Source organism: Rhodococcus sp. H29-C3 (assembly GCF_030063405.1).
Classification (GTDB): Bacteria; Actinomycetota; Actinomycetes; order Mycobacteriales; family Mycobacteriaceae; genus Rhodococcoides.
On record NZ_JASITC010000001.1, the window covers coordinates 700,789 to 723,825 of the forward strand.

Here is a 23,037-nt window from a genome sequence, read left to right on the forward strand (position 1 = left end):
AGCGGCTAACCCTCAGCCGGCGGCGTCTTCTTCGCGACGGTCTTCTTCGCGGCAACCTTCTTCGCCGCGGGTTTCTTCGCAGGCGCCTTCTTGGCTGCAGCCTTCTTTGCCGGTGCCTTCTTGGCCGCAGTCTTTGTTGCGGTGGCCTTCTTGGTCGTCGCCTTCTTGGTGGCCTTCTTCTTCACCGGGCCACGAGCACGCCTGTCCGCCAGCAACTCCGACGCACGATCATCGGTGATGTCTGCGACATCGTCGTCCTTGCGCAGGCTGGCGTTGGTTTCACCGTCGGTCACGTACGGCCCGAATCGGCCGTCCTTGATGACCATCGGCGCTTCGCTGACCGGGTCGACCCCGAGCTCGCGGAGGGGCGGCTTCGCTTCACCCTGACGTCCGCGACGCTTCGGTTCGGCGTAGATCTCGAGAGCATCTTCCAACGTGACGGTGAACAGTTGTTCCTCGTCGGTGAGCGAACGAGAGTCGGTGCCCTTCTTCAGATATGGGCCGTAACGGCCGTTCTGAGCGGTGATCTCCTCTTTCGACTCGGGGTCCACGCCGACCACTCGCGGCAGCGACAGCAACTTGAGCGCGTCGTCGAGCGTGATGGTCGCGAGGTCCATCGACTTGAGTAGGGAGCCTGTACGCGGCTTCGGGCCGGTGGCCTTCTTCGCGGCCTTCTTGGCGGGCGCCTTTTTCGCAGCAGCCTTCTTGATTGCAGTTTTGGTACCGCCGCCACCGTCCTCACCCTGCGGGATGGGAACGATGTCTGGCTCGGGAGGCGTCGGTTCGGCAGGCGGCTCGGGCAGTATCTCCGTCACATAAGGACCGAAGCGGCCTTCTTTCGCGACGATGTCGTTGCCGGTGAGCGGGTCGGCGCCGAGCTTGCGGCCCTCCTGCGGGGTCGCGAACAGCTTTTCCGCGAACTCGAGCGTGAGTTCGTCAGGGGGAAGGTCGTCGGGCAGGTTGGCGCGCTGAGAAATCGGATCCCCATCGGGATCGTCGTCGTTGCGGACCAGCCGCTCGAGATATGGACCGTAGCGTCCGACGCGTACATGAACTTCGCGTCCCTCGCTGTCGTCGAACAGCCTGATCGAGTTGATTTCGCGAGCGTCGATGTCCTCGAGGTTGGTGCCGACCATCTTCTTCAGTCCGCCCGAACGTGCGACAGAACCTTCGGCACCGGTGTCGCCACCGAAGTAGAAGCTGTTGAGCCAATCACCCCGACGTTCGCGACCACCGGCGATGGCGTCGAGATCGTCTTCCATCCCGGCAGTGAAGTCGAAGTCCACGAGTCGACCGAAGTGCGTCTCGAGGAGTGCGACGACCGAGAACGCCACCCACGCCGGCACCAACGCGCTGCCACGTTTGTAGACGTATCCGCGGTCGAGAATGGTCTTGATGATCGAGGCGTACGTCGACGGTCGACCGATCCCCAACTCTTCGAGGGTCTTGATCAGTGAGGCCTCGGTGTACCGAGCGGGTGGGTTGGTCGTGTGCCCATCCGGATCGAGCGCGGTAGCGGTCACCGCATGCCCGGCCTTCAGCGCAGGGAGTCTGGATTCTGCGTCGTCGGACTGGCCGCCTGCCTCGTCGTCGACACTCTCGACATAGGCCTTCAAGAAGCCTGCGAAAGTGATGGTGCGACCCGCCGCGGAGAACGTGCACTCTTCGCCGGTGCCTGCTGTTCCGGTGATGCGCAAAGTAAGAGTCGTGCCGCGAAGGTCCGCCATCTGCGATGCGACCGTGCGCTGCCAGATCAGCTCGTACAGACGGAACTCGTCGGTCTGCAGCGCCGAATGGAGCTGGCCGGGCGTTTGGAACACGTCACCCGCAGGCCTGATGGCCTCGTGTGCCTCCTGCGCGTTCTTGACCTTGCGTGTGTACTGCCTCGGCGACGGATGGACGTATTCTGCACCGTACAGATCGGTTGCCTGGGCCCGTGCGGCTGTAATCGCGGACTCCGACAGGTTCGTGGAGTCGGTACGCATGTAGGTGATGTAGCCGTTTTCGTACAACCGCTGCGCAACGCGCATGGTTCGTTCCGAGCTGAAACGCAGTTTGCGGCCGGCTTCCTGCTGGAGCGTCGACGTCATGAACGGTGGGTACGGTTTGCGGGTGTACGGCTTGTCCTCGGCAGACGCGACGGTCAGGTCGACGCCTTGAAGTGCGTCGGCGAGCCTGCGCGCACGTGGTTCGTCGATAACGGTCACGGCGTCGGTCTTGAGCTTGCCGTCGGCTCCGAAGTCTCGACCCGACGCGACACGATTGCCATCGACGTTGACCAGACGGGCACCGAAACTGCGCGGTGCCGCATCGGCTCCGGCGTCGAGTGTCGCCGAGATGTCCCAGTACTCGGCTGTGCGGAACGCCATCCGGTCACGCTCACGCTGCACGATGATGCGAGTAGCGACGGACTGGACACGGCCCGCCGAGAGCTTCGGCATGACCTTCTTCCACAGGACCGGACTGACCTCGTAGCCGTATAGACGATCGAGGATTCGGCGGGTTTCCTGCGCGTCGACAAGATCTTGGTCGAGTTCGCGGGTGTCGGCGGCCGCTGCCAGAATGGCCGGTTTGGTGATCTCGTTGAACACCATGCGTCGAACTGGGATCTTCGGGTTCAGGGTCTCGAGGAGGTGCCATGCAATGGCTTCACCCTCGCGGTCAGGGTCAGTGGCCAGGTAAAGTTCGTCGGCGTCCTTGAGCAGACTCTTGAGCTCGGCGACCTTGCTCCGCTTCTCCGGCGACACTACGTACAGAGCTTCGAAGTCGTGATCGACATTGACGCCGAGCCTGGCCCACGGTTCACCCTTGTATTTGGCAGGCACGTCGGCTGCTCCACGTGGGAGGTCTCTGATGTGCCCGACGGATGCCTCGACCACGTAGTTCGGACCGAGGTACGGGGCAATCTTCTTCGCCTTGGTCGGGGACTCGACGATGACAAGACGGCGCGGCTCAACAGAGCTGCCGGTGGACCCGTCCCCCGTGCCGTTATTCCGTGTTGCCACCTTGTTGCCGAACCTTTCCTATTGCGTTGACTCGAGACACTCCGTGTGCATTTTTACCGGTCGAATCCGACATTTTCTTTCGGTCCGCCTGATAACAGAGTGACATACGCCGTCGAAATTCTCGCAGATCGGCTTCTGAACGCCCTAGTCGGCGTGTGGCCAACCGGCACGAGCCTCCGCGTTCTCCGGAGGGGGTCCGACGTTCTCCACCAGCCTCATCATGCGCCTACGTCCGGTAATTCTCAGGCCTGGCATCGGACCGCGAGTACCGATCTGGGTCGGCGCGATTCCGGCACGCATCAACGCCTGCGCGAGCGGTGCATGCGTTTCCGGAGCGTGCGGATCGAGGCCGAGGACGTAACGTTCGCCCTCTGCCTCCGGCCTGCCAGAGGCCAGAACCCAGGCCCGTAACTCACGGGATCCAGGAACCCAGCCGGGTGGCATCGCCTTCACCGCGCCCTTGGTCCACAGCGAGGCCAGCGGTGCCAGGTCCGCGACCGAGGCCGTTCGAACCAGCGGGCGATTTTCTTCCGACCGGCCCAATTCGGAGACCAACCCACATTCGGCGATCAGATCTGCGATCGCCTCGGCCCGCCATTCACTGTCGACGACGACAGAGATACGCGCCCCCGCCGCTGACACGACGACCTGTCCGGTCGACGCCAGCAGCCCGCTCAAGTCGGTCACCGATGGGGGCAACGACTCGGCGGAGAAGAAGGACAGCTGGTTCACAGTGTGGACAGTAGGACATAGTCGGTCGAACCGACGCCTCATGTGCGCGTTTCGCCCGACCGGATGACACGCCACCCTCGAAAACAACTCATCCCCCTCTTGTCGTTCGCAGAAAGCGCGAACGTAAGAGGGGGATGACGATTGTCGATTCGAACCCGCAGTGCGGGCGATTGTCGATCAGACCGCGTGGACTCCGGTTGCCTGGGGCCCCTTGGTGCCCTGGCCGACCTCGAACTCGACGCGCTGGTTCTCCTCGAGGGTACGGAATCCGTTGCCCTGAATCTCGGAGTAGTGAACGAAGACGTCAGCGGACCCGTCTTCTGGTGCGATGAATCCAAAGCCTTTTTCGGCGTTGAACCACTTCACAGTTCCCTGTGCCATGCTGTTCCTTCTCTTTCTAACACCGGATGCGGCGGACAGCGCATACAGTCCACCGGGCCGGTTCCGACCGTTGTACTTCCTGAATTCCCCCTCGCGAGGAACCCCTGCAAAGAACAGAGATCCCTTCAGGAAACGCTCTGAAAAGCACACCGTTCGCAACATTAGTTCCTGCGAACGTGAACGAACACAGAAGCTGCGACCAAGGCAAGTGAACCATGTTCCCAGCAATCGCAACAGTCGGAATCCGCACTTTCCGAACATTTTGTCGATCTTGATGACCACGGAGCTGACCGACGACACCGTCGCGCGCCTTCACCAGCGGCGACACCGTCCCACTGCAGGTGACCAACCGGCTGACCGATAGCATGAAAACCGCAGGTCGTGACCCTCGCCGCTGTATGCACTTCGTTCGATTTTCAAGTATGGAGAGTACGTGACCCAACCGGTTCCACAGCAGAGCTACGGTCGCGCACTACTGGACCGAGTGCTCGCCGGCACCCCCTCCGGGGAGGATCCGTTGACCCACATCGCGGAGTTGCCGGGGCGGGCATCACAATTCGTCGACTGGCCGTCATGGCTGAAGCCTGAAGTGAGCCGCACGCTGATTTCCCGAGGAATCACCCGACCGTGGAGTCATCAGGCTCACGCCGCGACGCTCGCCATCGATGGTCAGCACGTCGTCTTGTCCACCGGTACGGCGTCGGGAAAGTCACTGGCATACCAGATGCCGATCTTGTCGACACTTCTCGACGAACCCCGCGCGACGGCACTGTATCTGGCACCGACGAAGGCACTGGGCGCAGACCAACTCCGCAGCACCATCTCCCTCACCGACGAGTTACGCACCGAAGCACCGGAATTGGGCGAGGTCTTCCCGAGCTCGTACGACGGCGACACGCCCATCGAAACCCGACAGTGGGCCCGCGCCAATGCACGCTGGATTTTCACGAACCCGGACATGGTGCACATCGGAATTCTCGGCGCGCACGAGCGGTGGGCAAGATTCTTGCGGAACTTGAAATTCGTCGTCGTCGACGAATGCCACTACTACCGTGGTGTGTTCGGTTCAAATGTGGCACTGATACTTCGGCGCCTTCGACGCATCTGCGCGCGTTACGGTGCCTCACCCACCTTCGTTCTGGCGAGTGCCACGACGGCTGATCCCGGAGCGGCGGCAACCCGTCTCGTCGGCGCTCCCTGCGCGCAGGTCACCGAGGACGGATCTCCGCACGGCCCCCGCACAGTGGCACTGTGGGAACCGCCGCTGCTGAAAGCAATCACGGGCGAGAACGGGGCGCCGGTTCGCCGGTCGGCAGGCGCCGAAGCGTCGCGCATCATGGCCGACCTCATGATAGAGGGCGCTCGCACACTGACATTCGTCCGATCCAGACGAGGAGCCGAGGTCACCGCTCTCGGCACTCGACGACTGCTTGCCGACGTCGATCGAGACCTACCCGCTCGGGTTGCCGCCTACCGTGCGGGATATCTCGCGGATGATCGACGGAAATTGGAGTCGGATCTTTCCGATGGCACATTACTCGGTGTCGCCACGACCAACGCTCTCGAATTGGGCGTCGACATCGCCGGTCTCGACGCTGTCATCGTCGCAGGATTCCCCGGGACCGTCGCCTCGTTCTGGCAGCAGGCCGGCCGCTCGGGAAGGCGAGGAGAAGGATCTCTCGTCGTCCTCGTCGGCCGCGACGATCCACTCGACACCTACCTGGTTCACCATCCCGCAGCATTGTTGGACAAGCCCATCGAGGCAACGGTCACCGATCCGACCAACCCGTACATCCTCCGCCCGCAAATACTGTGCGCTGCAGCAGAATTACCGATCACTGCCGACGAGGCAGCGGAGCTTCAGGCCGAGTCGGTGCTCACCGCTCTGGCTGCCGACGGGCTAGTTCGCAAACGCCCGCACGGATGGTTCATCACACCTGAGGGCCAGAATATGACTCCGCATGCCGCCGTGAACATCCGCGGCGGCATCGGCGTTCAGGTCGCCATCGTCGACGGCGGATCGGGTCGCATGCTCGGGACCGTCGATGGCGGCCGAGCCCCTGCTACAGCGCATCCCGGTGCCGTACACATTCACCAGGGTGAATCGTTCGTCGTCGACGAGCTGGATCTCGAGGACGGACTCGCGCTCGTCCATCCGGAGCAGCCGGACTGGAGTACCTCTGCCCGCGAGAGAACCGACATCGTGGTCACGGCCGTGCACTCACAACAGGATTTCGGCGAGGTGACCACGGCACTCGTTCAGGTGAACGTCACCCATCAGGTCGTCGGCTATCTTCGACGTCTGCACTCCGGCGAGGTCCTCGATTCCATCGATCTCGACATGCCCGAACAGACATTGGACACCCGCGCGGTGATGTACACGATCACACCGGAGCTACTCGAGGCCAGAGGGATACCGGCGGAACGATTCCCGGGATCACTCCACGCCGCCGAACACGCTGCCATCGGCCTACTTCCGCTCATCGCAACATGTGATCGTTGGGATATCGGCGGCGTGTCGACGGCACTGCACTCGGACACCGGGCTGCCCACGGTCTTCGTCTACGACGGTTACGACGGCGGTGCAGGATTCGCCGACCGGGGACACAGCGCGCTCCGAGAATGGCTGGCCGCGACGAAAGATGCCATCGAATCATGTGAGTGTCCGACCGGCTGTCCGTCCTGCATTCAGTCACCGAAATGTGGCAACGGTAACGATCCGCTGGACAAGCCTGGCGCGGTCGTGGTGTTGGAAACGGTACTCGGTGCCCTACGGGCGGGCCCCCGCTGAGGTAACTCCTGCCGCGGGTCCCACAGACGACTGGGCAAGCGCTGCAGTGTCAACGCGCGCCAGTTCGGTTGGCTGGTGGACTCGATACGTTCAGTCCTCGTTCACCTTGCAGACTCGATAAGTATCTTGGCTATACAACTTGCGCCCGCAAAGTCTGATTCGCGTGGTTGCCACATGGCAGCGAATGCGAATTCAGATTGGAGTCCACCGTGCGTCGTACAACGATTCGAAGAGCGGGAATGATTATTTTGGCAGGCACCGTGGCCCTCACCGGAACTGCCTGCACCAAGAAGAGTGATGCGCCCGCTGCGGCGTCGGCGACGTCGGCTGCCGATCTCGGCGGGATGGACGCCCTGATCGCGGCCGCACAGGAGGAGGGCTCGCTGAATCTTATCGGCCTGCCCCGCGATTGGGCCGGCTACGGCAACCTGATGGACAACTTCAGCGCCAAGTACGGCATCACGGTCACGGTCGACAACCCGGAGGCCAGCAGCGCCGACTTGGTCAACGCAATCAAGTCCCTCGCCGGCCAAGACCGCGCGCCAGATGCAGTGGACGTCGGTACTGCGTTCGCCATCAGCGGAGCTGAAGAGGGCCTGTACGCCCCGTACAAAGTTGAGACCTGGGGCAGCATTCCCGAGTCGCAGAAAGCCGCCACCGGCGACTGGTACGCGGACTACGGGGGCTATATCTCGATCGGCTGCGACGCGGCCGAGATCGAGGCGTGCCCGGAGTCGTTCGCGGATCTCGCCAAGCCCGAGTACAAGGGCAAGGTCGCACTGACCGGCGACCCCCTCAAGAGCAATTCAGCCCTGATGGCCGTCTGGTCCGCCGCCCTGGCCAACGGTGGCTCCGTCGATGACATTGCGCCCGGCATCGAATACTTCGGCAAACTCAAGGCCGCCGGAAACTACGTCCCGGTCAAGGCGACCGCCGCGACGATCGAATCCGGCGAGACTCCCATCGTCGTCGACTGGGACTACCTGAACGCCGCGAAGACCGAGGATCTGGCGAGCTCCGGTGTGCAGTGGACCGTCGCAGTCTCGGGTGACGCGACCATCGGTTCGTACTACGCGCAGGCCGTCAACGCGACAGCCCCGCACCCCGCCGCCGCGCGCCTGTGGCAGGAATACCTCTACAGCGACGAGGGCCAGAACGGCTACCTCGCCGGATACGCACGCCCGGCGCGTCTCCCGGCTATGGAAGAAGCCGGAACCGTCGACCCGGCACTCGCCGGCAACCTGCCCGCCGTCACTGTGAAAGCCGAATTCCCCACGGACGCACAGTCTACCGCTGCGAAGAACACGATGACGCAGACCTGGGCCGGCGCGGTCGAGTAATGAGAACTACGAGCCCACCGTCGACCCGGATCAAGACGAAGAGCAGTTCGACTCAACTGTGGAGCCGACTCGGACTGGTGCCGTTCTTCGGCTACGTCGCGATCTTCTTCATCCTTCCTACCGCAGTAATTGCCTACTCTGCCTTCCGAGTCAAGGGCGACGGCGGTGTCAGCACCTTTAGCGGCGCGAATATGACTGCGGCGCTTAGCGGTCCGTATCTGGACGCTCTGTGGAACAGTACGAAGATGTCGCTGATCAGCGCTGTAATCGCGGCAGCGCTCGGCCTCGTCCTCGCGTACGCGGTAGTCACCAGTCGCGGCGGCGTGTTGCAGCGGATGGTCTCCACCAGTGCTGCTGTCCTCGCCAACTTCGGCGGACTGCCCCTGGCTTTCCTCTTCGTCGCGGCGATAGGCAACGCCGGCGTACTCACCTCCTTCGTCCGGGAGCACCTAGGGTTGTCGCTGCGCGAGGACCTGGGGCTGGACCTGTACTCGCAGAACGGCGTGCAGTTCGTCTATCTGTACTTCCTGATCCCGCTGATGGTCCTGACCATCACACCGGCTCTCGAGGGCCTGCGCCCCGAGTGGCGAGAGGCGGCTGAGGGCCTCGGCGCGAAGGGCTGGCACTACTGGCGCTATGTCGCCGGCCCGGCCCTGCTGCCCCACTTCCTCGGCAGCCTCGCGCTGCTGTTCTGCACCGCATTCTCCTCGTTCGCAACGGCGGAGGCGCTCACGAACGGCACCTTGTCGATCACGCCGCTGCGCATCGACAGTGCCCTGTCTGGGAATGTTCTTGCTGGACAGGAGAATCTGGGCTCCGCCCTGGCACTGTCGATGATCGTGGTCGTAGTTCCCCTGACCCTGCTCTACCAGCTGATGCAGCGAAGGAGTTCACGATGGTTGCAGTGATCGACGCACCCAAGTCCAACATCGCCGATAGTGGCGTCGCATCCGGAAAAGTCCGTCGCACAAGCACAAACGGCCCACCCGTGCGGTATTGGCGCGGTATCGTCCTCGCCATCGCGGCCATCTACTTCCTCGGTCCGGCGCTGGTTGCCTTCTGGTTCACGGTGGATGGCGCCAACGGCCTCAACCTGGCGGCATACACCCGAATCTTCTCCGCACCCGGCTTCACCGACTCGATGACGAGTTCCCTACTACTCGGCGTGATCGCGGTGACGATCACGCTGGGGATCATGGTGCCCACAATGCTGATCGTGCACCTCAGGCTGCCGAAGATGCGCAGCTACGTCGAGGCGTTCTCTCTGCTGCCGCTGGTGATCCCTCCGGTGGCCCTGGTGGTCGGTGTGCGCGGCGTACTCGGCTGGGGCAACGGCAGCGAGTACGTCGAAATCTCGTCGTTCTTCACTGCACTGCAAGACAAGTCGCTTCCACTGGTGCTCGCACTGATGTATGTCGTCGTCGCCCTGCCGTTCACCTTCCGTAGCCTCGACGCGGGACTTCGCGGCTCGAAGGTGACAGTCCTGGTGGAGGCCGCCCAGAACCTCGGTGCGCGGTGGCCGACGGTGCTCTGGCGAGTCGTACTCCCAGCTCTGCGCACGTCGATCCTCAACGGCGCTTTCCTCGCCTTCGCTCTGGTGATGGGCGAGTACACGATCGCGAAGATCCTGATCTTCCCGACCTTCCCGGTCTGGCTCGCCCAGTCCGGTGCCACCGACGGCCAGCTGCAAGTCGCACTGTCCCTGCTCAGCTTGGTCTTCACGTGGGCGCTGCTGCTTATTGCGGTGGCGGTTGCCGGCAGAACATCCAAAGCACGTCTACGAAAGGAATGATGATGACGAACCCCCACGCTCGCCTCGCGACCGAGGGCACAACCGTCAGCTTCGTCGGCGTGCGCCGCACCTTCGGCAGCGTCAATGCGCTCGACGGACTCGATCTCAACCTCGAGCCCGGCGAACTGGTGGCGCTGCTCGGACCGTCGGGCTGCGGCAAGACGACCGCGCTGCGGATCCTTGCCGGCTTCGACCGACCCGACGGCGGACAGGTCCTCGTCGACGGCGTCGACGCGTCGGCTCTCCCGGTCAATCGCCGGGACATGGGCATGGTCTTCCAGTCCTACAGCCTCTTTCCCACCATGACCGCCCAGGACAATGTCGCATTCGGGCTCAGCCTGCGCGGGCGCAGCGAACGCGGCAACGGCCGCTTGGCCCGCGCCCGCGAGCTCCTCGACCTGGTAGGTCTCGCCGACCACATGCATAAGTATCCGCACCAGATGTCGGGCGGGCAGCAGCAGCGAGTCGCGCTGGCGCGCGCCCTCGCGATCTCACCGCGTGTCCTCCTGCTCGACGAGCCGCTGTCCGCGCTCGACGCCAAGGTCCGCTACCAACTGCGCGAGGAGATCCGCCGCATCCAGCTGGACCTGGGCGTGACCACTCTCCTAGTCACCCACGACCAGGAGGAAGCTCTGGCAATCGCCGACCGCGTCGCGGTCATGCGTGCCGGCAAGCTCGAGCAGTGCGCGCCGCCCAACGAGGTCTACCAGCGCCCGTCGACGCCGTTCGTAGCCGAGTTCGTCGGCACGATGAATCACGTCCCCGGAGTTGCCGTCGAACGAGGCACGGTGCAGGTGGGTGAACAAATCCTGACCTGTGACGGCGAATGGCCTGGCATGGGCCCCGTCACCGTGCTGACGCGTCCCGAGGCTGTATTGGTCGACGAGGCCCCCGGCGGCGACACGATCATCACGACAGCAACCTTCTACGGCGCGACGACGCGACTGCGGTTGACTCAGCCGACCGGAAAGGTGTTACTCGCTGACGTCGCAAGCCATCGCGCGGCAACATTGACGCCCGGATCACGGGTCCGAGTGTCGCTGCTCAACCGTCCGGTACTACTGGCGCCGGCCGGATGATCGGTACGGTGTGACGATGACCAAGGGCGAGAACAGCCTGCCGCTGTACCGCTCGATTGCCGCGGACATCCAGAATGCAATCGAACGCGGGGACTTCGCTGACGGATCGACAATGCCCTCGGAGAACGAATTGACGGCGACGTACCGAGTTTCGCGTGGGACGATCCGGCAGGCCTTCGCATTCTTGCGGTCCACCGGGGTCGTGTCGTCGCGCCGCGGTGCGCGCAGACAAATCCGGAGCGGCCCGCGCGTACAGTCGATGAGCGAGCTGGTCAGCTTCTCCCTGTGGGCTTGCAGCCTCGGTGAGACACCGAGTAGCCGAACACTGAGCGTCGGAGTGGTGCCGGCGTCCGACGCTGTTGCGGACAAGCTCGGAGTTCCCGAGGGCGCGAACGTTTTTCACACCCACCGCGTTCGACTGTTGAGCGACGTGCCGACAATGATCGAGAGCACCTACTACCCGGAGTCCCTCGCGCCGTTGATCGCAGCGATCGACCTCGATACCCAGTCGATCACCGATCGGCTGGGTGATCACGGCATCGTGTTCGCCGACGCGGAACATGCAATCGCCGCGGTCGCAGCAACTCCCGGGGAGGCTCAATTGCTCGGCCTTGCCCCCGGAGCGCCGCTGCTGCGCACGATCAGGCGGACGACGAACCCGCTCGGCGAGGTCCTCGAATGCTCGATCGACCTGTACGCCGCTGAATCCGTTGCCTTTGTGGTCCGCAATTCACTGGCCGCCGGAGGGACCAGTCGGGTCGGTTCGCGGCGCGACACTTAGCCTGGTATTCGACTGACAAAAGGATCCGTTGCCCGAGTTCGCCTCGGGGTAACGGATCCTTCTTGGTGTGGAAACCCTTGCCACTACGCCTGAAGAGTGCGGTCCAACGCCTCGATGTCCGCACGGAAGTCTGCGAGCGTGACCACGGGCGCGTCCGGGTCCTTGCCGAGGTCGTCGAACCTGCGCAGTTGGCACGCAGCCTCCGCGAAGGGTTCGACTGCGAACGCCGCCACCTCCTCGTCAGTCATCGATCCGCCTTGTACGGACATGGTGAATTTCGAAGCGTCGGAAAGCTTGTCGTGATAGGTCGGATCTGTGGCGCACAGGTAGCGTTTGGCGGCGACATGGAGACGCACCGGCTCGGTCACCTCAGGAGCGAACCATGTCGACAGCCACTCGGAGGCGACCAAGTCGTGATGGTTATCGTTGCCCGACATCAGGTCTCGTCCGCTGATCGCGCCGGAGAAGTGGCCGACGTCGTGCAGTACCGCCGCCACAACAAGTACGGCGGGAGCGCCGGATTCGCGGGCAGCTCGTCCGGTCTGGAGCATGTGCTGCGCCATCGACACTTGCTCACCGAGGTACTCTTGCCCGCCTTCACCGTCGAACAGTTTGGTCAGGGTGTCGTACGCGTGCGTCATCAGTTCTCCTCGAAGGCGTGCAGGGTGCTGAGCAGCCCGTCCAGGTCTGCGTAGGTTCCCTGGAGATGGCGTCCGCCGGTCGCGGCAAATGCGCTACGGGCGTGCAGAAGTCGTGTGTTGTCGAAGATCAGGCAATCTCCGGCGTCGAGCTGGAAGTTGAGCTGAGCCTCCGGGTGGTACAGCAGTTCGGCGAAAGATCGGTAGGCGCTGTAGAACTCACGGGCCGTTCCGGACTTCAGGCGCGGCGCAACCATCGAACGGTTGTTGAATCGAATCTCGCGAATCCGGCCGGCCTGGTCGAGGCCGATCATCGGCACCGTCGCACTCAAGTGCGCGTCGGCGCTATCGAAGCGGAAGGTCACCGCGGTACTGGTGAGGATGTCGAATGCACGAGCGTTTTTCTCACGCAACATCTTCGCAGCAGCAAATCCGTCAACGAGACCGGATTCACCACCGGTGGCTGCATTGTGGATGCAATGCAGCAACTGGAGCGTGGGCACCGGATCCCGGTAAGGGTTGTCGGTGTGCGGACTGATCGCGAGTCCGGTGAAGGCGAGGTTGACCGGATTCTCCTCGACGCGGACGTCGAAGATTATCCCGTAGTTGGTCTTCCGGACGAAACCGAAGGTCTCGGCGACAACGACAACCTGACCTGAATCGGTTGGCACACCGCGCAACAAGGCAAAACCGTCGTCAATCACCGCACGCAACGCCGCTGCCGGATCGACGAGATACTCGGACCAGTCGTTCCATACCGTCGGAGATGCTTCTTCAGCGAAGCGCCACAAGCGCTTTGCATCCTCATTGCGCGTATCGGCCAACCGCGGGGGCGCATCGGCCGCGATCAGAGCCTCGACATCGAACACCCCCCGGTGACCGTCCGGAGCGAACTCGACCTCGAGACTGCGGCCCACGACCCGAGCACGCTCCACCCGAGTATCCGCAGGCAGGTCGACGATGTTGAACAACTTCTGTCCGTTGACGGCGCGGCTTTCCGGGCACGGGCAACTGTCCCGCAGCCAGATTGCCGCGATCTCGACCTGGGTGTCCCCCACCCTCAGGTACAGGTCTCCGCCCTCGACCAATGCGGATATGCCTAGACTTTCACCAACGTGGCTATACATGTTGGATATCGTGCACGGCTTTCGCCACCAATCGACAAAGCTGCGGTGAACGTCGAGTGTCCGGCACGTGCCTATTCGAAGTGCCGATCGACCACTGGGAAGTTCGCGCGGGGGACGGCGGTCAGAATCTTCAGCGCCACCGGAACTACTTCGATCATGACGGGCAGGGGGCCGACCCGATCACCATCGGGGTGCACCCAACCCAGGCGGACGCATCAGCAGTAAGAAGGATCGAGGCCATAAGCATCCTCCAGCCTCTACAACCGCCCCGCCGGGTCGGTGTCCGCGATCCAGGGAGTGGTGCTATCGACTTCCGAAAGCCTTCGTCTCAGTGACAGAGACTGTGGTCTTATTACCGTGATTCAAGTCATATGGTGGTTCGCCTATGGCGAGCGCGACACGTTCCACCGAGACCGTTCGTCTCGACACAATCCAGGAGGTTCTTAGGTGACACTTTCAAGGCAACGCCGGCGCGGTGCGGTGGCTTTTGCCGTCTTGACCAGCGGCCTACTGTTGGCGGGCTGTGCGAGCGGTGGTGGTGGTAGCAGTTCCAGCCCACAGACCGACCCTGGCGCTGTCGGCGTGATCGGGGATCAGGCCGAGGGCGGCACCCCCGTGGAGGGTGGCACGTTGAGCTTTGCCGGTTATTCACCGGTGGCGAGCCTCGACCCGACCAAGACCCAGCCCACTGGCTCAACCGGTGGCACCGAGATGGCAGCGGTCTACGATCTCCTCGTACGCTACGATTCCGCCTCCGATTCCTACGAGCCTCAACTGGCGAAAGCGCTCACCTCGAGCGACGACTTCAAGACGTGGACCCTGGAGTTGCGCGACGGCGTCACCTTCAGTGACGGCACACCACTCGACGCCAAGGCCGTTGTCGCCAGTACCAATCGCTTCAACGAACGCAAGGGCGGCGGCAGTCAAGCATTCACCGCCGGCGTGAAGTCCGTGGAGGCCACCAACGACTCCACCGTGGTCTACACCATGAATCAGTCGTGGTCCGAGTTCCCCTCGCTTCTCGTCTACGGCCACGGCATGGTCGTCGCACCTAGCTCGGATCAGCCCGACGGCACCTTCAAGCCGATCGGCGCAGGTGCTTTCACATTGGAGAGCCTGACCCCCGGCGCAGACGTTGTAATGAAGGCCCGGCCGGACTACTTCAACGGCAAGCCGAACCTGGACACACTGAAGTTCGTCACGATCAGCGACGAACAGCCCAAGGTCGACGCCCTCAACTCGGGCGGCCTCAACATGGCATACCTACGCGACGCCGCAGTCGTCGACGAGGCGTCAGCCAACCTTCCGGGTTACTACGAGACGAGCAGTCTCTCCGCAGTGGTCAGTATCAACCAGCGTGAAGGCCGTCCCGCTGCCGACGTGCGGGTACGGAAGGCGATGCAGCTGGCCGTCGACCCCGTGGCAATCGATCAGCGTGCACGTGGCGGCAAGGGCATGCCCGGCACCGAGATTTTCCAGCCTTGGTCCAAGTGGCACAACGATATTGCGCCCGTGGAGATGAATACGGAAGAGGCCAAGGCTCTCGTCGAGGCCGCGAAGGCAGACGGCTTCAGCGGCAATATGACCTACTTCACCCCTCAGACGCAGGCGGCCCAGGCCACCGCACTGACAATCCAGGCGATGCTGGCACCGATCGGTATCAACGTCGACATCGAGTACGCGGCATCGGTCACGGACATCGTCAAGCGCCTGTACATCGACAAGGACTTCGACATCGCCACCGGCGCGCTCAGCATCCAGGACACGGCGCCGTTCCAGCGCCTGTACGGGGCGTTGAACTCCACATCGACGAACAACATCGGCGGCGTCAACGACCCGAAGATGGACGAGATCGTCGCCAGTGTCCAAACCGCAACCAATGACGAGGCGAAGCTCGAGGCTTTGAGCAATCTACAGGTGGAGGTCAACGAGAACGTCCCGTTCCTGGCCCTTGCCTCCGGTGCCAACTTCTTGGCGTGGACCGACAACGTGCACGGCGCAGTGCCGAGCCTGGACGCGATGGTGCTTCTGGACAAGGCCTGGATCGAGTAGTCACCGCTCGACCGTGTCACCTGAACAGTAAGGTGGCATGACCTGGAAAACTGCATGTAGAAGGCCGCCTGCCCGGTACGTCAACGCCAGTTGTCGTACCGGGCAGTTTGCTGTCCCCGCTGTTTGCAGATGGGCGCGCGGGTTCACTTTTCAAAACCGCTCCAGCGTTGTGAAACCATGGCCGCATGACAGTTCGACCGTGCACCGATGCTTCGCCCGCTCGGTGGCTACTCACTGCGGACCGCGACTGGTCGGACCTAGCTGTCCGCGGGCCGCTCGGATTCGAGGCATACGCGCGCCTGCGTTTCATCCCTGACCCGACCCACCCAAGCTAACGCGCGCAGGAATCTGACACGAGCCGGCACTTCCTGCCAGAGATCACACAACTCTCCATCGCAGTTTCGCACCTCGCCAACCACACCACCACACCAGACAACTGCTACATCGCCATCTGGGAAGGATGGGGCGGACTCGAACTCGTCGGACCGGTGCAAGTCCCGTTCATCAATCGTGAAGCAGTCTTGCTCAACGGTGCCGCCGACGATCTCTCGACCTGGGTCGACTCGCGCGATCACACCAGCCCCGACAACTTGCCGATTCCGGCATTCGTATGGCCCGCCGACCAGGCTTGGTGTATCGCCAACGACGTCGACTCCCACTTCGCCACCATCGGCGCGAGCTCCCATGCAATCGGAGAACTTCTCGGTGACACCACCATCGATGTCACCGAAGACGATCCCAGCCGTCCTCAACCCTGGTACATCGACTAAAGAACACACAACCGCTGACGACGAAAACCATCCGAGGGCGGGACTGTCAGGAATACTGCGCATCCCCCGGTCCCGAGGCGTTGACATTCGGGACAGGGCGCACCGATCTGCGTTCAGCGGAGAACGAAGTCGGTGAGGTCCAGTCAACAGATCGACTATGACCGAGACGAGTGCCACTCTCTTCGGGGAGAACAAGGCATCAGCGATAAGCAACGAGGGCCTCTCGTTCATCGGGGTACGTAGTACGCACACCGGAACCGGAGGCCCTCGTCATCCACAATTATCCCGGGAGCTACACCTCGTTGGCGCGCTTACCTCTCCCCGGATTTTCGAACTGTCTGTGCGCGCTCAGGACTCGATCCACGCTTTGTCGAACAGCATGATGCCAGTCGCACTGGGCACGACTTCGTGCACGTCCGTCTGCCACGCCCAGAATGCGGCAAGCCCGCTGATGGGCACCGATGGCACAGTGTCGTTCCAGAGGGTCTGAACCTGTGCGATCACATCGCGCGCAGCATCGTCGTCGGGGGCCGCCTGCAGCTCCTTCAACAAGCTATCCATCTCCGGATTCGCATACCCGGCTGTGTTCCTCAACGATGTGCTGGAGAGGACGGACTGCAAACTCGCGTCTGGAATCGACTCGTACAGACCGATCCCGGCATGGGCCAGATCGAACTCATGTTTGACATAGACGCTGTTCAGTAGATCCCCAGCATTGTTTGCAAAGGCAATGTCCACAGTGAAACCGACGGCCTGCAACAACGACTGAACGGCTAGGCCGATCGCTTGATCCTTGGGTTCGTTGAGAACGGTGTACTTCAGACGCCCGTCATAGCCGTCGGCCTTTGCCTCGTTCAGCAACTCGGTGGCCTTGTCCGGATCGTAGACAGGGCCGGCAACATCGGTATGCCACTGCGACGTCTCTCCGAACAACTCGGATCCGGGAAGGCCCTGACCCTCTTCGGCTCGCTGGTCTATGAGGTCAGGGTCGATGGCCTGCGCAATCGCTTGTCGTACCCGCATATCTGCGCCTGGATAACCCTCGCGGTTGTTGATCAGCTCGGCTCCACCGGCGTTGAGGACATCGACGAATCCGGGGTAGCCGGCTTCTTTCGCCGAGTTGATTGCTGATCCCAGACCACGGATGTAGGCAACGTCGAGTTGACCGGCTTCCAGCGACTCGAAGTTTGCTTGCGGGCCGTTCAACGCCACCATGCGCAAAGTGTCCAGATGAGGGCGCCCGCCGTAATATTCAGGGTTCGCCGTGAACGTGCGCTCCTCCCCGGGGAGAAATCCTGCCTCGACGAAGGGGCCGGCCCCGACAGCAGTGAACTTCTCGCCTTGCTGTGCACCTGGGGCGACGATCATGCCGTGGCCGAACGCCAGCATCGACGGAAACCTGGGCCACGAATTTTCGAGACGGAAGATAACGGTCGAACTGTCCTGAGCCTCCGTCGATTTCACCGACTGTTTCCATAGATCTGCGCCATTGCCGCCGCCGGAGTTGAAACGCTCGATACTCGCGACGACCGCTGCAGCATCCAACGGCGTGCCGTCGCTGAAGCGCACTCCCTCACGTAGACGCAGAGTCCATGTCGTGTTGTCTGTGCTTTCCAATGATTCGGCGAGCTGGGGTGAGAACTCCCCGGAGTCGGTGTCGTACTTCATGAGCACGTCGTATACGGCGGCGAGTGCCTCGCCGCCCTGGCCGCCGCGGGCTGTGGCTCGGAGAGGGTCCAGCGTCGTGGTGAGAAGTTGTACACCGTAGGTGAGGGTGCCACCGTCCACCGGATCGCCGTCTTCGGATTGGACGTTCACCAGGCCGGTCTCGTACGTGCCACTACCGGAACCGCCACCCTCACCGTCGGCCCCGCCCGAGCACGCTGCGAGTACAACGCTGGCTCCGACCAGAGCGACCGCGAAGCGGCCGGGTCGTCTGATGGCCCGCTGTCGATAATTCACTGAGATCATATGGGTTCCTTATATGTGCGGGCGGTTCGACGGTTGAGGACACCAGACAACGACTCTCTGGGACAGTTCGCCGCGAGGGTGCCGGTGAAAGCTGGGGTTACACGTTGTGACAGGCCACGAAGTGGTCTTTGCCAATCTCCCGCAACAGTGGTTCTTCAGCTGCGCACTGATCGGTCGCGAGTGGACACCGGGTCCGAAAACGGCAACCCGACGGTGGGTTCAGGGGGGAGGGCAGGTCGCCCTCGATGATCTCGATCTCGTCCTCCCCATCCCGCGATCGGTTCGGATCCGGGATCGAGTCGAGCAGCAACCGGGTGTACGGATGTTTGGCGGTATCTTGGACATTTTCGGTGGACGCGACCTCGCACACCTTGCCCAGGTACATCACCATTATCCGGTCGCTGATGTTCTTCACCACGGCCATGTTGTGGGCGATGAAGATCATCGAGAACTCGAATTCCTTCTTGGTTTTCTCCAGAAGGTTCAAGATCTGTGCCTGCACAGACACGTCGAGGCTCGAGACCGGCTCGTCACAGATCAGCAGCTTCGGCCGGAGCATCAAAGCGCGTGCGATACACACACGCTGGCATTGGCCGCCCGACAGTTCGCCCGCCGTCTTCTCCATCACCGCATCTGGATCCAGGCCCACTGCGGTCAACAGATCACGGGTCATGGCTTCGAGCTTGGCCTTGTTCTTGGTCCCCCAGATGCGAGGTCCCTCGGTGACAAGATGTTTGACCTTGCGCCGCGGGTTCAGCGATGAGATCGGGTCCTGCATGATCATCTGCATCTGGTTGCGGGTGATCCGCAGACTCGACGCGGACATGTCCCCGAGGACCATGTCATCGAGCGTCACCTTGCCGGACGTGGGCTTGGGCAACTGTAAGACCGCGCGCCCGGCGGTGGACTTCCCGCAGCCCGACTCCCCGACGATGCCCAGTGTCTCCCCTGGGACGAGGTCGAAGCTGATGCCGGAGACCGCGTGCACGGTCTGCTTGCCTGCGGGGAATTCCACCAGCAGGTTCTCGACGGTCAAGACCCGCTTCTCGTCTTCGCGCATGTGTGCGGTTCCGCTGCCAGCCATTACACAGTCTCCAAGTCCAGCTTGCGTCCGGCCGCGGTGCGCCCGGCCTTCTCGTTGGCGGCCAACGCCGCTGCACCCTCGGCTGTGCCGACGGGGAAGTGACATGCGGCCTCGTGCGGATGCACCGCCGCGGCAGAGTCTTCAGTGGCGACCAGTTCCGGCGGCACCGTAAGACACTTATCCTGTGCGTACCGGCACCGAGTCGCGAATGAACAACCCTCAGCTGGCTTCGTCATATCCGGCAACCCGCCTTCGATGGCCTCGAGGACCGTGTGCGGTGCATCCTCGATTCGCGGGATCGCGGACAGCAGCGCCTCGGTGTACGGATGACGCGGCTGCGCGAACAACTGCCGTGTTGGTGCGGTCTCCACTATTCGGCCCGCGTACATTACGGCGACGCGATCCGTCTGGCCGGCGACGACGCCCAGGTCGTGGCTGATCAAGATCCCCGCCATCCCCGTTTCCTTGCGGAGCGAGTCGAGCAACTCGAGAATTTGCTTTTGCACCGTCACATCGAGCGCCGTCGTCGGCTCGTCTGCGATGGTCAGGATGGGGTCGCACGCTAGCGCCATCGCGATGACTACACGCTGGCGCATACCTCCCGAGAGCTCATGTGGGTATTGGTCCACCCGTCGGGTCGGCTCAGGAATCCGCACCTTACGCAGCAACTCGATCGCCCGCTCTCGGGCCTGCTTCTTGTCCAGGCCCAGATGAGCTCGGATCGACTCGGTAAGGTGCGTGCCGATGTGCTTGAACGGGTTGAGCGCCGTCATCGGGTCCTGGAACACCATCGCGATGTCCTTACCCCACAGACCCTGCTGTTCCTTGCGGGTAAGCGCCTGCATATCGCGGCCCTGGAACCGAATCTCGCCGGCGACGGTGGTCGCGCCACCGTTGGAGACCAGTCCCATGATGGTCTGCCCGAGCACCGATTTACCGGAACCGGACTCGCCGACCAGGCCCAGGGTCTCGCCCGCGGCGAGCGTCAAGCTCACACGGTCGACGGCGCGCAACTGGCCCCGCTTGGTGCGAAAGTGCGTGGACACATTCTCCACTGTCAGCAGCGGTCCCGCCGCCGCATGGTCTGGCGTTCCGGCGGATGCCGTCGTAGCGCCCGTGCCAGGCTTTTCGTGCTTATTCATCGGTGAACTCCCGCTTTGCCATGTAGGGCCAGGACTGAGGCGATACGGACACTGTCCGCTCTCGCCGTCACAGCTTTGCCTGGCGTGAGCCGCCGGTGACCTTCTGCGCCTTTTCGCCGACAATGTTGAACGAGAACACTGTCAAGAACAGGAACATGCCCGGGACCAGTACGACGAACGCGTGCTTCTCGAACACCCCGCCCTGGCCCTCGGCGATCATGTTTCCCCATGTCGGGATCGGCGGCTGGATGCCGAGGCCCAAGAAGCTCAGCGATGCCTCGGCGACAATCATCACCGAGATCATCACCATGCCGAGCGAGGCCAGCGGAAGCGCCACGTTCGGCGCCAGCTCGCGCACCATCACCCGCCAGCGGCTCGCGCCCATCGCGCGGGCTGCGAGGACGAATTCACGTTGGGCGAATGTCAACGTGTTCGCCCGCGCTATTCGAATCATCGACGGCACCGCAAGCACCGCCAGTGCGAACGCGATGTTGCGCAGGTTCGGTTTGAGCACCGACGCCAACGCGATCAGCAGGATCAACGCGGGTACTGCGAGCAGCGAGTTCGTGAAGATCCCGACGATCGAGTCGACTTTCCCGCCGAAGTAGCCGGCGAGGATGCCGATCGCGCCACCGACAATCACGCCGATCAGCACAGCGCCGACCGCCACGACGAGCGAGGACCGTGCACCGTAGATGGACCTCGCAAACAGGTCCAGGCCGAAGTTGTTCGTCCCCAGCGGGTGGCTGGAGAACAGATCCGGCGGGGCGTACCCCTTGGATCCGAGAGTCTTGGAGGTGTCCACGTACTCAGCAAACGGCAACAGCGGCGCGATGATCGCTACGCCGATGATTAACGCCAGCCAGACGCACGAGATTACGAACGTCAGATCGAAATCCGGCCCGAATCGGGCGAGTCCGATCCGACGCGCACCCATGTAGATGCCGGCTAGCCCGATGAGACCGACTACGAGGCGCACGGCCATCACGACGGGTCCAGCGCCGAGCGCGAAGCCGAACGCGATCACACCGATCGCCAGCAGAATACCGCCGCGGACGTACAGCTTTCGGCGTCCGCTCTTGTCTCCGTCGGCAAACGTGACTGCGGAGTCCTTCACGACCGGATCGGCGACGACCACCGCAGCGCCCTGCGCCATCGCGGGCAAGACCTGTTCGGGGTCGTTGAGGTCAGGGTGGGAGAGATTAGACATGGGCTCGTCGGCTCCTCGGGTCGAGATATCCATAGGAGATATCGATGATGCCGTTAGCCACCACGTAGATGAGCGCGATCACCAATACAGCTCCCTGCACCATCGGCATATCGCCCTGCTGAGCGGCCCGCACGATCAGCGAGCCCATTCCCGGCAGTGAGAACAACGTCTCGATGATGACGGTGGAGCCGATCATCGAACCCAGCACCAGGCCGAGCATCGTGATCAGGGAAAACGAGGATGGACGGAACGCATCGGAGATCAGCAGCCTCAGGTTCGAGGTGCCCTTCGCCTTCGATACCAGGATGAAGTTCTCCTGCAGGGTCGTGATCAGGTCGCTACGCAAGATACGCAGGAACATCGCCATCTCCAGCAGGCTGATCGTGACGGCCGGCAGGATCGCGTGGTACAGGTTGTCGGCAAGTCCCCCCTCGGACACCCGTACCCACTGCGAGCGCGGAAACCAGCCGAGGTTGTTGACGAAAAGCATGATCAGCAGCAAGCCGGACAGGAAGGTTGGGATCGACAAGACGCCGAATGTAGTGGCACTGATGATCCGGTCGATCAGGCCACCGCTATGACGCGCGGACCACATCGCCAACGGGATCGACACCGCCAGTGCAATGATCAGCCCCATGGCCGCCAACTGCACACTTACCGGCAGTGCTGCGACGATGCGCTCCGTCACGTCCGACTGCGGCGGCACCAGTGAACGGCCCAGATCGCCCTGCAAAGCGGACGAGAGCCAATCCCAGTAGCGGCTGAGGAACGAATTGTCCAAGCCCATTTCGAAGCGTGCCTGGGCGTACTCCTCAGGGGTACGGCCTTCGCCCAGTGCCGCCACCGACGGGTCACCGGGAATCAGCGACACAAGTCCGAACGTGCCGAGACTGACGACGAACAGCACAACAATCAGCTCGCCAATTTTTTTGAACACAATCTTGGTCATTGCTGGCGTTGCCTCCTTCCTGTGTTCATCCGTGCATCCTCACTTCAATACGATTACTCAGCTGGCCGCGCTTGCGGCAACAAAGTCTTGGGTGGGTATTCGACGGCACCGAGTTGGTACAGCGCCGAACCGTGGAACGACAGCATTCACTGTTCCGTGCGTCTCATTATGACTGCTGTCACACATCACGAAG

Annotated in this window: 18 protein-coding genes; 8 read left to right on the plus strand and 10 right to left on the minus strand. The window is 62.6% G+C overall.

From position 1 onward, the window contains the following. Positions 1-5: 5 nt before the first annotated feature. From topA to QMK32_RS03470, 3 genes are all read right to left on the minus strand, one after another. A complete protein-coding gene (gene topA / locus QMK32_RS03460; RefSeq protein ID WP_283472985.1) occupies positions 6-3,005 on the minus strand; it encodes a type I DNA topoisomerase in 3,000 nt (999 codons plus the stop codon). A gap of 144 nt (positions 3,006-3,149) precedes the next feature. Then, positions 3,150-3,737 (minus strand): hypothetical protein, encoded by a 588-nt coding sequence (locus QMK32_RS03465; protein ID WP_269302419.1) that lies wholly within the window; start codon positions 3,735-3,737, stop codon positions 3,150-3,152. Positions 3,738-3,914: 177 nt separating this feature from the next. Then, on the minus strand, positions 3,915-4,118 hold the full coding sequence (locus QMK32_RS03470; protein ID WP_084345600.1) for a cold-shock protein: 204 nt from the start codon (positions 4,116-4,118) through the stop codon (positions 3,915-3,917). 433 nt (positions 4,119-4,551) lie between these two features. On the opposite strand from QMK32_RS03470, the gene QMK32_RS03475 reads away from it, so the two are divergent. The 6 genes from QMK32_RS03475 to QMK32_RS03500 all read left to right on the plus strand — a co-directional run bounded on the left by QMK32_RS03475 (position 4,552) and on the right by QMK32_RS03500 (position 11,901). Then, positions 4,552-6,909: a DEAD/DEAH box helicase gene (locus QMK32_RS03475; RefSeq protein WP_283472987.1), complete on the plus strand. Its 2,358-nt coding sequence runs from the start codon at positions 4,552-4,554 to the stop codon at positions 6,907-6,909. 239 nt (positions 6,910-7,148) lie between these two features. Continuing rightward, entirely contained in the window at positions 7,149-8,249 is a 1,101-nt protein-coding gene (locus tag QMK32_RS03480; protein WP_283472989.1) for an ABC transporter substrate-binding protein, read from the plus strand. Continuing rightward, a complete protein-coding gene (locus QMK32_RS03485) occupies positions 8,249-9,157 on the plus strand; it encodes an ABC transporter permease (RefSeq protein ID WP_283472991.1) in 909 nt (302 codons plus the stop codon). Before QMK32_RS03480 ends, QMK32_RS03485 begins: the two co-directional genes overlap by 1 nt. Next, positions 9,145-10,041 (plus strand): ABC transporter permease, encoded by an 897-nt coding sequence (locus QMK32_RS03490; protein ID WP_283472992.1) that lies wholly within the window; start codon positions 9,145-9,147, stop codon positions 10,039-10,041. The genes QMK32_RS03485 and QMK32_RS03490 overlap by 13 nt, the downstream gene beginning before the upstream one ends. Before the next feature lie 2 nt (positions 10,042-10,043). Beyond that, entirely contained in the window at positions 10,044-11,120 is a 1,077-nt protein-coding gene (locus QMK32_RS03495) for an ABC transporter ATP-binding protein (RefSeq protein WP_283472993.1), read from the plus strand. A gap of 16 nt (positions 11,121-11,136) precedes the next feature. Beyond that, positions 11,137-11,901, plus strand: a complete 765-nt coding sequence (locus QMK32_RS03500) for a GntR family transcriptional regulator (RefSeq protein WP_283472994.1) — start codon at positions 11,137-11,139, stop codon at positions 11,899-11,901. Between the two features lie 83 nt (positions 11,902-11,984). On the opposite strand, the gene QMK32_RS03505 is transcribed toward QMK32_RS03500, so the two are convergent. After that, positions 11,985-12,542: an HD domain-containing protein gene (locus QMK32_RS03505; RefSeq protein WP_283472996.1), complete on the minus strand. Its 558-nt coding sequence runs from the start codon at positions 12,540-12,542 to the stop codon at positions 11,985-11,987. Beyond that, complete coding sequence (gene tmpA, locus QMK32_RS03510) at positions 12,542-13,666, minus strand: 2-trimethylaminoethylphosphonate dioxygenase (RefSeq protein ID WP_283472997.1); 1,125 nt, start codon at positions 13,664-13,666, stop codon at positions 12,542-12,544. The genes QMK32_RS03505 and tmpA overlap by 1 nt, the downstream gene beginning before the upstream one ends. 447 nt (positions 13,667-14,113) lie before the next feature. Between tmpA and QMK32_RS03515 the strand changes: the two genes are divergently transcribed. Then, positions 14,114-15,718, plus strand: a complete 1,605-nt coding sequence (locus QMK32_RS03515) for an ABC transporter substrate-binding protein (RefSeq protein WP_283472999.1) — start codon at positions 14,114-14,116, stop codon at positions 15,716-15,718. 488 nt (positions 15,719-16,206) lie between these two features. Continuing rightward, positions 16,207-16,488, plus strand: coding sequence for a hypothetical protein (locus QMK32_RS03520; RefSeq protein WP_283473001.1), 282 nt, complete (start codon positions 16,207-16,209; stop codon positions 16,486-16,488). Positions 16,489-16,836: 348 nt separating this feature from the next. Here the strand turns inward: QMK32_RS03520 and QMK32_RS03525 are convergent, their stop codons facing one another. The 5 genes from QMK32_RS03525 to QMK32_RS03545 all read right to left on the minus strand — a co-directional run bounded on the left by QMK32_RS03525 (position 16,837) and on the right by QMK32_RS03545 (position 22,844). Next, a complete protein-coding gene (locus QMK32_RS03525) occupies positions 16,837-18,459 on the minus strand; it encodes an ABC transporter substrate-binding protein (protein ID WP_283473003.1) in 1,623 nt (540 codons plus the stop codon). A gap of 97 nt (positions 18,460-18,556) precedes the next feature. Further along, a complete protein-coding gene (locus QMK32_RS03530) occupies positions 18,557-19,543 on the minus strand; it encodes an ABC transporter ATP-binding protein (RefSeq protein ID WP_283473005.1) in 987 nt (328 codons plus the stop codon). Further along, positions 19,543-20,685: an ABC transporter ATP-binding protein gene (locus QMK32_RS03535; protein ID WP_283473006.1), complete on the minus strand. Its 1,143-nt coding sequence runs from the start codon at positions 20,683-20,685 to the stop codon at positions 19,543-19,545. Before QMK32_RS03535 ends, QMK32_RS03530 begins: the two co-directional genes overlap by 1 nt. Before the next feature lie 67 nt (positions 20,686-20,752). Next, positions 20,753-21,895: an ABC transporter permease gene (locus QMK32_RS03540; protein ID WP_283473008.1), complete on the minus strand. Its 1,143-nt coding sequence runs from the start codon at positions 21,893-21,895 to the stop codon at positions 20,753-20,755. Beyond that, the gene (locus tag QMK32_RS03545) at positions 21,888-22,844 is read right to left on the minus strand and encodes an ABC transporter permease (RefSeq protein WP_283473011.1); all 957 of its coding nucleotides are present in this window, start codon (positions 22,842-22,844) and stop codon (positions 21,888-21,890) included. The genes QMK32_RS03540 and QMK32_RS03545 overlap by 8 nt, the downstream gene beginning before the upstream one ends. Positions 22,845-23,037 lie beyond the last annotated feature (193 nt).

Bases quoted from the DNA above. Each gene is read 5' to 3' on its own strand.
- QMK32_RS03470 (WP_084345600.1), bottom strand. From the start codon at position 4,118: ATGGCACAGGGAACTGTGAAGTGGTTCAACGCCGAAAAAGGCTTTGGA.
- QMK32_RS03480 (WP_283472989.1), top strand. From the start codon at position 7,149: ATGATTATTTTGGCAGGCACCGTGGCCCTCACCGGAACTGCCTGCACC.
- QMK32_RS03485 (WP_283472991.1), top strand. From the start codon at position 8,249: ATGAGAACTACGAGCCCACCGTCGACCCGGATCAAGACGAAGAGCAGT.
- QMK32_RS03490 (WP_283472992.1), top strand. From the start codon at position 9,145: ATGGTTGCAGTGATCGACGCACCCAAGTCCAACATCGCCGATAGTGGC.
- QMK32_RS03495 (WP_283472993.1), top strand. From the start codon at position 10,044: ATGACGAACCCCCACGCTCGCCTCGCGACCGAGGGCACAACCGTCAGC.
- QMK32_RS03500 (WP_283472994.1), top strand. From the start codon at position 11,137: ATGACCAAGGGCGAGAACAGCCTGCCGCTGTACCGCTCGATTGCCGCG.
- QMK32_RS03505 (WP_283472996.1), bottom strand. From the start codon at position 12,542: ATGACGCACGCGTACGACACCCTGACCAAACTGTTCGACGGTGAAGGC.
- tmpA (WP_283472997.1), bottom strand. From the start codon at position 13,666: ATGTATAGCCACGTTGGTGAAAGTCTAGGCATATCCGCATTGGTCGAG.
- QMK32_RS03525 (WP_283473003.1), bottom strand. From the start codon at position 18,459: ATGATCTCAGTGAATTATCGACAGCGGGCCATCAGACGACCCGGCCGC.
- QMK32_RS03530 (WP_283473005.1), bottom strand. From the start codon at position 19,543: ATGGCTGGCAGCGGAACCGCACACATGCGCGAAGACGAGAAGCGGGTC.
- QMK32_RS03535 (WP_283473006.1), bottom strand. From the start codon at position 20,685: ATGAATAAGCACGAAAAGCCTGGCACGGGCGCTACGACGGCATCCGCC.
- QMK32_RS03540 (WP_283473008.1), bottom strand. From the start codon at position 21,895: ATGTCTAATCTCTCCCACCCTGACCTCAACGACCCCGAACAGGTCTTG.
- QMK32_RS03545 (WP_283473011.1), bottom strand. From the start codon at position 22,844: ATGACCAAGATTGTGTTCAAAAAAATTGGCGAGCTGATTGTTGTGCTG.